This is a genomic window from Streptomyces sp. AM6-12 (assembly GCF_044327085.1).
Classification (GTDB): domain Bacteria; phylum Actinomycetota; class Actinomycetes; order Streptomycetales; family Streptomycetaceae; genus Streptomyces.
This window is the reverse complement of sequence record NZ_JBIQWN010000003.1, coordinates 72,028-81,241: the sequence shown is the minus strand read 5'-3', so window position 1 is coordinate 81,241 and position 9,214 is coordinate 72,028. Positions and strand designations below refer to the sequence as shown.

10 protein-coding genes are annotated in these 9,214 nt (G+C 70.1%); 3 read left to right on the top strand and 7 right to left on the bottom strand.

Annotation, left to right across the window (positions count from 1 at the left end):
• Positions 1-26 precede the first annotated feature (26 nt).
• From ACE4Q9_RS33780 to ACE4Q9_RS33755, 6 genes are all read right to left on the bottom strand, one after another.
• Complete coding sequence (locus ACE4Q9_RS33780) at positions 27-1,214, bottom strand: NAD(P)/FAD-dependent oxidoreductase (RefSeq protein WP_397988424.1); 1,188 nt, start codon at positions 1,212-1,214, stop codon at positions 27-29.
• Positions 1,215-1,405: 191 nt separating this feature from the next.
• Positions 1,406-1,636: a phosphopantetheine-binding protein gene (locus ACE4Q9_RS33775; RefSeq protein WP_397988422.1), complete on the bottom strand. Its 231-nt coding sequence runs from the start codon at positions 1,634-1,636 to the stop codon at positions 1,406-1,408.
• Positions 1,637-1,652: 16 nt separating this feature from the next.
• Entirely contained in the window at positions 1,653-3,236 is a 1,584-nt protein-coding gene (locus ACE4Q9_RS33770) for an amino acid adenylation domain-containing protein (RefSeq protein WP_397988421.1), read from the bottom strand.
• 112 nt (positions 3,237-3,348) lie between these two features.
• On the bottom strand, positions 3,349-4,092 hold the full coding sequence (locus ACE4Q9_RS33765; RefSeq protein ID WP_397988419.1) for an LmbU family transcriptional regulator: 744 nt from the start codon (positions 4,090-4,092) through the stop codon (positions 3,349-3,351).
• A 63-nt stretch (positions 4,093-4,155) separates the two neighbouring features.
• On the bottom strand, positions 4,156-4,371 hold the full coding sequence (locus ACE4Q9_RS33760; RefSeq protein WP_397988417.1) for an MbtH family protein: 216 nt from the start codon (positions 4,369-4,371) through the stop codon (positions 4,156-4,158).
• A 222-nt stretch (positions 4,372-4,593) separates the two neighbouring features.
• Positions 4,594-5,799: a serine hydrolase domain-containing protein gene (locus tag ACE4Q9_RS33755; RefSeq protein WP_397988415.1), complete on the bottom strand. Its 1,206-nt coding sequence runs from the start codon at positions 5,797-5,799 to the stop codon at positions 4,594-4,596.
• A 195-nt stretch (positions 5,800-5,994) separates the two neighbouring features.
• On the opposite strand from ACE4Q9_RS33755, the gene ACE4Q9_RS33750 reads away from it, so the two are divergent.
• Positions 5,995-6,732 carry an LmbU family transcriptional regulator gene (locus tag ACE4Q9_RS33750; RefSeq protein WP_397988413.1) on the top strand — a complete coding sequence of 246 codons (738 nt, stop codon included), beginning with the start codon at positions 5,995-5,997 and terminating at the stop codon, positions 6,730-6,732.
• A 42-nt stretch (positions 6,733-6,774) separates the two neighbouring features.
• Here the strand turns inward: ACE4Q9_RS33750 and ACE4Q9_RS33745 are convergent, their stop codons facing one another.
• Complete coding sequence (locus tag ACE4Q9_RS33745; RefSeq protein ID WP_397988411.1) at positions 6,775-7,422, bottom strand: FMN-binding negative transcriptional regulator; 648 nt, start codon at positions 7,420-7,422, stop codon at positions 6,775-6,777.
• Between the two features lie 347 nt (positions 7,423-7,769).
• On the opposite strand from ACE4Q9_RS33745, the gene argB reads away from it, so the two are divergent.
• Together argB and ACE4Q9_RS33735 are read left to right on the top strand one after the other, a co-directional pair.
• A complete protein-coding gene (gene argB / locus ACE4Q9_RS33740) occupies positions 7,770-8,672 on the top strand; it encodes an acetylglutamate kinase (protein WP_397988410.1) in 903 nt (300 codons plus the stop codon).
• Between the two features lie 80 nt (positions 8,673-8,752).
• A complete protein-coding gene (locus ACE4Q9_RS33735) occupies positions 8,753-9,199 on the top strand; it encodes a hypothetical protein (RefSeq protein WP_397988409.1) in 447 nt (148 codons plus the stop codon).
• Positions 9,200-9,214: the final 15 nt, after the last annotated feature.

Sequence of the window (9,214 nt, the reverse complement as noted above, 5' to 3'; positions counted from 1 at the left end):
GGCAGAACCAGGGAGCAGGTCGTCACTCAGCTCTGGTCGAGCAGGGTCAAGAGTTCGTCGTTGTAGAAGTCGTCGATGGAGCAGGCTCCCGACAGGGTCGAGAAGTACCGGTCGATCAGCTCCTGGTGACCGACCAGCTTTTGCAGCAGCTCGACGCGTCCCTCGGGCTTGAGCTCGGCCACGTTGAGCGCGCCCCGGTAGTGGCTGAAGGCGTCGTCGCCCAGGTTGTCCTCGTAAGCGCTCAGCGCCGCCTCGAGCGCGGCGTCGTCGTGCAGGTTCTCCCCGATGTACCCGGTGAGCGTCTGGGCCTGGACGAATGCCTCGGTGATGCCGCGGGCGGTGATGGAGTCCTTGTGGTTGACCGCGTCGCCGACCAGCGCCCAGCCCGGTCCGTAGGCCTTGCGGAAGAAGTTCTCCTGGTGTCCGGTGCCGTACAGCTGTTCCACGCGTTCGCCGGACCGCATCCGCTCGTACAGCTCGGGGGCCGTCGTCCGGAAGGTCTCCAGGTAGAACGGCTCGACTCCCTTGCGGACGGCGTTGTAGTCGTCCTGCGGGAAGTAGGTCATGAGCAGGGTCAGGTCGTCGTTGGTGGGAATGACGCCGACCCAGCGTCCGGGGCGCTCGTACAGCTCGAAGTTCGCCGGGACGCCCGCCCAGTAGCTGTAGTAGGTGCAGGTCAGTCGCGGGTGCTCGATGACGTTCGGGGCGCCTACCTTGCGGGCCACCAGCGAGCGCATGCCGTCCGCTCCGACGACGAGCCGGGCCCGGTCCGTCGCCGCGGCGCCGCCGGGGGTGGTGTACCGCACCCCGACCACCCGGTCCCCCTCGAAGACCAGGTCGTTGACCGCGCAGGACTCCCGGAACTCCACACCGGCCGCGACGGCACCGGCCGCGAGGATCGGGTCGAGCACGTAGCGCCGCGGCGCGTACGTGGTCCGCAGGCCGTCGATGGGCAGGGAGAAGCCGTCGATGCGGACGCCGGGCCCCTCGTAGCTCTGATGAGTGATCGGCCGGCAGCCCGCGTCGCGGAGTTCGTCGAGCAGTCCCCACCGGTTGAGGAGCGCCACGCCCTCCTGGTGGATGTAGTGGGAGGACAGGGTGTCCTGCGGAAATCGCGCTTTCTCCAGGAGCAGGACTCGATATCCCGCTTGAGCGAACAACATGGCCGTGGGCGAGCCCGCACAACGGGCACCTATGACAATCACGTCGTACATAGCGCCACTCCTACCAGATTGTTTTTTGATCGCAATGCGGCCTCAGCCGGAAATGTAGTGACTCTCGAGTGCGCTATCGACGCGACGGATGCGAATTCCCGTCAGCGGGCACTTATTTGATGCTAGCCGTCCGAACCGGCCCTGGGAAATACATAGTGAAGTCTGCGACGCCCCGAAAGAAATCGGCGCCGTTACCGGGTCACCGCGCCCAGGGTCTCGATGTACGCGGAGATCGAGGCCACTGTCGGGTTGAGGTACATCTGGTCCATCGGGACCTCCGCGCCCAGCTCCTCGATGTAGGCACCCTGGATCCTGGCCATGATCACGGACTGGCCGCCCAGGGCGAAGAAGTCGTCGTCGTCCCCTATGTCATCGCGCTGGAGTTCCCGGCACCAAATGGTGCGCACCCCGTCGGCAATCATGTCGTTCCTCTCGTTTTCAGGCCGCCGTGACGCGGCCGGCGAACTGATTCGGATACGCGTCGGCCAGCGCCGCGCGGTCCACCTTTCCGTGCGGGCTCAGCGGGAGGCTCGGGACGGTGACGAACCTCGACGGCACCATGTTCCGCGGCAGTGTGGCGAGGAGCCGGGCGCGCACGTCGTCCTCGGCGCCTTCGTCGCCGTCCGGGACGACGAAGGCGGTCAGTGCGGCCTCCCCGGCTTCGGTGTACTCGACCACCACGGCGGCTTGCCTGATCCCGGCCAGGCGGGCGAGCGCCCGCTCGATGTCGGTGGGATCGATGCGCATGCCCCGCACCTTCACCTGCGCGTCGATCCTGCCGAGGACGATGAGCTCGCCGGCCTCGGTCACATAGCCGCGGTCGCCCGTGCGGTACACCCTGCGTGTCTCGCCGTCGACCTCGATGGTGGTGAACCGCCGGTTCTCGGGGCCGTTGTTGAGGTAGCCCGCACCGACGCCGGCACCGGAGATGCAGATCTCACCCTGCTCCCCCGGCGCGACTCCGCGCAGCTGCGCGTCGAGGAGGTGGATGTCGGTGTTGTAGGCCGGCCTGCCGACCGGCGCGACCTGCTGGTCGCCGGGCCGGCGCGCGCACAGGACGTAGGACGTCGCGACGTCCGTGCACTCGGCGACGCCGTACTGGTGCAGGAGGGTGCAGTCGTTGTCCGGGCGGCGCGCCCAGTCCGCGATCCGCTCGTACACCAGCGGCTCCCCGCCGAACAGCAGGTAGTCGAGCCTGGCCAGCGCGTCACCGCCGCGCGCGGTCTCCCAGTCCACCAGCAGGTACAGCGTGCTGGAGGCGCAGTGGATCACGCGTATGTCGTGGTCGGTGAGCATGCGGTAGGCCAGCATGGCGTCGAAGTTCCGGCTGGCCATCAGGTGCTGGGTGGCGCCGCAGAACAGCGGTGTCATCAGGGCCCGTTGGGAGAGGTCGAAGCCGAACGCGCTGACGACCAGGTTGTGGGAGCCCTGGTGCAGGCCGTACTCCAGCCGCAGCCAGTTCATGAGGTTGAACCAGCCCTCGTGGCGCACCGCGGTCAGTTTCGGGGTGCCGGTCGAGCCGGAGGTGAAAACCGCGTAGCACACGTCGTCGCCGGTGACATGGACGTCCGGGGCGGTCGCCGGGAGACCCGACAGGTAGCCGGACATCCGCTCCAGGTCGACGACCTCGACGACCGCCGACTCGACCAGTGCGGCCGTCGCCGGTGAGGCCACGATCAGGGCGAGGTGGGGCACCTGGTCCAGCAGCAGCTGAAGCCGGGCCGACGGGTAGGCGGGATCGAACGGCACGTAGGCCGCCCCCGCCTTCAGCGTGCCGAGGATGGCGACGAGCATGTCGACCGAGTAGTCCAGGCAGACGCCGACCTTGGCGCCGCGGCCGTGTCCGCAGGTGACGAGGAAGTGCGCGAACCGGTTCGCCCGCGCGTCCAGTTCCGCGTACGTCACCTGCTGCCCCGCGCAGCGAACGGCGACGGCGTCGGGCGTGGCGGCCGCGTGCGCTTCGAACTGCTGGTGAACGACGGGCGCCGGGGGCAGGGCAACCCGCTTTCCCTGAAGGATCATCAACTGACTCCGATGTGACAGGTGTCCGAGCGGGCGAGCCGTCGGTACACCAGGGGGAAGGGGCTGGTCCGGCGCCTTCACCGGGTCCGGCGCCGGTCGGTGCGGTGCGCCGTTAGGCGGTGCGCCGACCGGTGGCGTCGAGCACCCGGGTCACCCACTGTTCGACGGGCAGACCGTGTGCGGCAGCCGATTTCGAGTAGTAGTCCAGTTGGTCGGCCGACAGCTCGATGGTGAGCGTGGCGGCCTTGCGCGGGCGGGTGCCGGCGGCCGCCGTCTCGGCCGGCCGGGGCGGCGCCCCTCGGGACCGGCCGGCGCCGTCCGGGCAGGTGACGGCCGGCGGGGCGTCGGCCGGCGGCAGGTCGCCGGTGCGGCTTCGCTCGGCCAGACCGGCGCGAACCGCCTTGCGCAGTTCGTTCCGTGACCAGCCGCCCCGTTCGGCCTCGCACAGCCACTGGTCCTGTTCCGGCGGCGGCAGCCGGGCCACTTCCGCGTGGTGGGCGAAGCTGAGGCCGTCCCGCCTGCGGTGCCGCTCGAAGCGCCGGGCCACCCAGGCGTAGTTGCGCAGGGTCTGGTAGTCGAGACCGGTGCGCTCGACCGCCTCCCGGTACCGCCGCCACCCGTAGGCGGCCTCGCCGAAGAGCAGCCAGTCGGCGAGCCACCACGCGGAGGAGTTCGTGAGCTCGCGCAGGTTGGACCCGATCCGCTCCCAGGACCGCTCGGACAGGTTCTCCGGGAAGATCAGCGCCGACTTCCGCACCATCGCCTGCCGTCCCACCAGGGAGAGCACCACGTCGTGCTGCGCGGGCTCGCTCCTGGTGGCCGTCGGTGCCGACCGGTGTCTGCTGGCGGTTCTCACAGGATGTCCCCCACAACCCTCGTCTCGCGGCCGGCGTCCCCGCCGTGCGCTGTGGCCCCGGACTCAGTCCGCGGCCATGGCCTCCCGCAGCCCCCTGGGCCGCATGTCGGTCCAGTTCTGCTCGACGTACTCCAGGCACTCGGTCCGGGCCGCCGCTCCGAAGGCGACCCGCCAGCCCGCGGGCACCTCGGCGAACGCGGGCCACAGGGAGTGCTGCTCCTCGTCGTTGACCACGACGTAGAAGCTGCCGTCCTCGTCGTCGAATGGGTTCGTGCTCAACTGCCACCGTCCTTAGCCGTCCCGAGGCAAGTCGGGATTGGAATTCATCAGGGGGTTTTTCGTGGATCAGCGGGTACCGGACGGCATCGTCCTGTCGACAGGACACCCGGCATCCGGCGCGCCCCGTGAATGCTCACGAACTTAGGTCCCGGACGCCCTCATCACAAGGGCGGCGAATTCCGGCGACCACCGGCTGAACCGGAATTCGAGCGGAATTGAAGGCTACTTGCCGCAGAACTCCGCTTCCAGTTCGGCGCCGAAGACGCCGAGCGGTGACTGCATGGACCAGCCCGTGCCGTCCAGCCAGTCGCCGTTGACGTTGGTGGAGAGCAGGTGGCGGCCGTCCCGGGTGCCGTAGGTGTACGTCCAGGAACCCTCGGTACCACCGAACTGGCCGTACACGGTGGTACCGCAGGACAGGGTGGTCGAGGAGACACCGGAGCCGTAGTTCATCCCCGGAATCCAGCTGGTGGTCTGCCGCATGGTCAGCATCTCCTGCAACTGGGCGGGCGGCAGCAGACGGCCGCGCAGCAGCGCGCCGAAGAAGGTGTCGAGGTCCCCGGTGGTGGAGATCATGTCACCGGTGGCGAAGACCCAGCCGGGGTTCAGCTCGGTGACGTCGTACGACGGGAGGCCGGAGCCGGTTTCGTTGAGGCGGGAGTACTCGCGGCCGTGCGGGCCGTCGATGCCGGTCTCACCGGCGGCCGGCTCGTACGTACCGGTCAGGTGCAGCGGGCGGACGATCCGGTCGTCGATCTCGTCGGCCAGGCTGTGCCCGGTGGCCTTCTCGATGATCATGCCGGCCAATACGTAGTTGGTGTCGGAGTAGCCCCAGTTGGTGCCGGGGGGAAAGGCCGGCGGGTAGGCGACGGCGAGGCCGACCAACTGCTCGGGGGTCATGCTGTCGAAGCGGTGCTGGAGGAAGGGGGTGCCGATGACGGAGGACAGGACAGTGCTGGACATGACGTAGTTGAAGATCCCGCTGGTCTGGTTGAGCAGCTGGCGGACCGTGATCTTGCCGGCGTCGTAGCCGTTGCCCTCGACCAGGCCGGGCAGCCACTTCTCCACCGAGTCGTCCAGGCTCACCTTGTGCTCGGCGACGAGTTGGAGCATCACGGTGGCCACGAAGCTCTGGGTGGTGCCGCCGATCCGGAACCGGTTCTGCGGCTGCTGCTGCGCCCCCGTACCGAGATCGGCCACCCCGGCGCGGCCGAACCAGTTCCCCTTGCCGGCCTCGGTGATCTGCGCGGTGGCTCCAGGCAGCGCGCCCTCGCTCACCGCGCGGTCCAGCGCATCCTGCACCGCGGCGTGGGGGCTCTGGCCGGTGGCTCTCGGGGTGGGTACGGCGTCGGCGGGTACGGCCGCCGTCATGGCCAGCGCCGCACCGGCTGCGAGCAGGCCGACGGCGGCGCGGATCCGGAGCTTCATGGGGTCCCCCTCGGGTGAAGTACGGCCCGCTGTCTGCGGGTTGCCACGACGTTGCGGGCGCCGGCTGGAGCACGGCACGTACGTCACTGGAGGCGCGCGCACGGTGCCGGCGCGCGTGGCACAAGTCGTACTTCACGGGCACTCCAGGTCGGCGTGCCAGGCTCCCGCCTGTCCGCACGCGTTAAGGGAGGCCTGATGGCGATTCACGCCGGCAACGTCGAACGACCGGGGGACGGGGAGAGCGGGCCGGAGCGGACCGTGGTGCCGCAGCGCAGGCTCTCCGGGGAGCCGCCGCGGCGCGCTCAGGTGATGACCACGAAGGTCGGCCTGCGGATGCCCGCCGGCGCCTCCTTCGACGAATGGGAGCAGGCCGGCCGCCAGTTGTCCGGCATCGTCGACTCCTCGTCCTGGTGGCTCGGCGACTGGCTGGTGTTCGGCAAGGACCACTACGTGGACCGCTACCAGCACGGGATCCGGGCCGTCGGCCTCCAGTACCAGACCCTGCGCAACTACGCCTGGGTCTCCCGGCGGTTCGCGTTCGACCGGCGGCGTGCCGCGCTGACCTTCCAGCACCACGCGGAGCTCGCCTCGCTGCCGCTGGACCAGCAGGAGATGTGGCTCGACCGCGCGGAGCGCAGCGGGTGGACCACCAAGCAGCTGCGTCGGGCCCTGCGTGCCTCCCGCGAGCCCGCCGGGCGCACCGGTACGTCCGTCGAGCCGGTCCGCCGGCTCGAACTGACCGGCAGCCGGCTCCAGTGGTGGCACCAGGCCGCCGACCGGTTGGGTGTCGACTTCGAGCAGTGGGTGACGGCGAGCCTCGACCGTGCGGCCGCCCACGTCCTGGAGAACATCGAGAACCTGCCCGACGTACGCGGGCTCACGAGCGTGGGCGCACTGCCCGAGGCCGAGCGCCCGGCCGCCATCAGCGCCTGAGCGCGCACCCGTGCCGGGCCCCCGCGACGGGGGGCCGGGGCGTCACGGCAGGTCGCGGATGAGTTCGGCCGTCGCGCGCGCGTAGGTGCAGGCGCTGGCGGCGAACGATTCCCGCACCCGCTCCCGGACCTCGCCGGGTTGCTCCTGGCTGAGCTTGAACATCCCGTCGGACCCGGTCACCCGCACCCGGAAAGCCCCGACGGCGGGCCCGATCTTGCGGAAGTAGCCGAGCGACTCGCTCATGTCCCAGCCGGTTCCGAAGTCACGCTCGTAGGCCCGCACGGTGGCCTGCACCACGTCCATCGTGTCGTCGATCGAGTCGAACTTCTCCACCACGCCCTGTACGTGCACCGCGGTGAAGTCCCAGGTCGGGGCGGCCGGAGTCACCCCGTACACGGTCGGTGAGACATAGGCGTGCGGGCCGGTGAAGGTCAGCAGGACGGCGTCGCCGTCCTCGAGCGCCTTCCAGTGCGGGTTGCCCCGGTTCATGTGCGCGAGAAGTTGCAGCCCGGACAGGTCGGCCGGCAGACCGGTGCCGTCCTGGGCCGGGTCGCAGATCACCGGCAGATGGGTGGCGAAGGGGATGCCTCCGGGACTGCCGTTGGACACCGCGAGGGCCAGCGGATTTCCTCGGATCACCGCCATTTTCCACGAACTGTGCGGTTCTCGGTAGAAGCTCGGGACGAACATCCGCAATACATCCTCTCCCTGATCCGGCTCAAGACCGCCGTCCTGTCGACCGGACAGTGAACGCGCCGTCCGCGAGCCCGAGTTGAGTGGGCCTGCCGTGGCCTTTCCGCACTTCTCATGCTGACGTCAAAGGGTTCTTCCAGGCAATGCCGGACGGTGTCCCGCACATCGTCGGGAATTTCGTTCCACTCCCGTTCAAGCAGTCCCTCATTCACTTCCGAGCGGAAATGAATCATCATCCGAAGAGCAGGCGCCGCCGGTGCGGCCCCGCCTGTCCCGTCGACCGGACATCCAGTGGCCGTCGACCCGAACTCCAGCACTCTCACCGGTGATTGCGAGGTTTCCCCATGACGCCCAGTCCATATCCGGCGCTGGCCAAGGCCCGGTCCGTCAGCGAGGCACTGCCGTGGCTGGCCCGCCACCAGGGCCGGACGGTCGTCATCAAACTGGGCGGGCACGCGATGGCCGACGCGGAACTGACCGCGGCCTTCGCCGGTGACGTCGCCTTCCTGCGCTACGCGGGACTGCGTCCCGTGGTCGTCCACGGCGGCGGCCCGCAGATCGACCGGGAACTCGAACACCGTGCCCTGCCGAGGGAGTTCAGGGCCGGCCTGCGCGTCACCTCCCCGCTCGCGATGGACGTCGTACGGATGGTGCTGGCCGGCCGGGTACAGCGTGAACTGGTCGGCCTGATCAACCGGCACGGCCCGCTGGCCGTCGGCATGACCGGCGAGGACGGGGACACCCTCACCGCGACCCGGCTGACACCGTGGCTCGACGGCGAGCCGGTCGACATAGGGCGGGTCGGCTCCCTCACCCGAGTGGACACCACGACCGTGCGGACCTTGCTGGACGCCGGCCGGATCCCGGTGGTGTCCCCCGTCGCCCGCGGCGCCGAGGACCACGGCGTCTACAACGTCAACGCCGACACCGCGGCGGCGGCACTCGCGACCGCGCTGGGTGCCGAGGCACTGGTCATGCTGACGGACGTCGCGGGCCTGTACGCGGGCTGGCCGCACGGCGACGAGGTGATCCGGCGGCTCACGGCCGTCGAGCTGGAGAAGCTCCTGCCGGAGCTGAGCGAGGGCATGGTCCCCAAGATGACCGGCTGTCTGCACGCCGTGCGCGGCGGTGTGCGCGTGGCCCGCGTGATCGACGGACGGGTCCCGCACTCGGTGCTCCTCGACATGTTCACCGAGGAGGCGTCCGGCACGACGATCGTGCCGGACGAGCCGGAGCTCCTGCCGTGAGTGGGCAGCGGTCCGGGTCCGGCACCGGGGACCGCGGCGCTGGCGGGCACCGGTACGGGAGCGAAGGCGGGGCGGCGCCCATGACGGACATTCGTGACCGTGCCGTCTCCGGCTCGCCCGAGCGCCGGCTCGTGCTGGTGGGCGCGCCGGGCACCGCGCCGACGGACCGGAGTGCTGAACCGGCCCCGCCGTCCGACGGACCGGACGCCCCCGGATCCGGCGCCGCCGCATTCCAGGAGGCGGGCCGTAACGGCCCCCCGGACGCCCTCATCCGCCTGCGGTTCGGCGACGCGGTCGCACTGGCACGCGCCGAGGCCGCCTTCCACACCGCCGGTCCGGGTGCGGGCCTCGGCGACGCGTGCGGCGATGTCGCTTCGCTCACCCTGCGGATCCCGGGCGACGCCGGTGTCGAGACTGTGCGGGCCGTGCTCACGGTCCTCGACGCGGCGGCGCTCACCGCCGAGTCGCTCACCGTGCACACAAACGAACTCGGCGACGTCTTCGCCGCGTTCACCAGCCTGCCCTAGGGACTTCGGGTGCCG

What these genes read in the sequence shown, in the direction of transcription:
- ACE4Q9_RS33780 (WP_397988424.1), bottom strand. Translation starts at nt 1,214, where the DNA reads ATGTACGACGTGATTGTCATAGGTGCCCGTTGTGCGGGCTCGCCCACG.
- ACE4Q9_RS33775 (WP_397988422.1), bottom strand. Translation starts at nt 1,636, where the DNA reads ATGATTGCCGACGGGGTGCGCACCATTTGGTGCCGGGAACTCCAGCGC.
- ACE4Q9_RS33770 (WP_397988421.1), bottom strand. Translation starts at nt 3,236, where the DNA reads ATGATCCTTCAGGGAAAGCGGGTTGCCCTGCCCCCGGCGCCCGTCGTT.
- ACE4Q9_RS33755 (WP_397988415.1), bottom strand. Translation starts at nt 5,799, where the DNA reads ATGAAGCTCCGGATCCGCGCCGCCGTCGGCCTGCTCGCAGCCGGTGCG.
- ACE4Q9_RS33750 (WP_397988413.1), top strand. Translation starts at nt 5,995, where the DNA reads ATGGCGATTCACGCCGGCAACGTCGAACGACCGGGGGACGGGGAGAGC.
- ACE4Q9_RS33745 (WP_397988411.1), bottom strand. Translation starts at nt 7,422, where the DNA reads ATGTTCGTCCCGAGCTTCTACCGAGAACCGCACAGTTCGTGGAAAATG.
- argB (WP_397988410.1), top strand. Translation starts at nt 7,770, where the DNA reads ATGACGCCCAGTCCATATCCGGCGCTGGCCAAGGCCCGGTCCGTCAGC.
- ACE4Q9_RS33735 (WP_397988409.1), top strand. Translation starts at nt 8,753, where the DNA reads ATGACGGACATTCGTGACCGTGCCGTCTCCGGCTCGCCCGAGCGCCGG.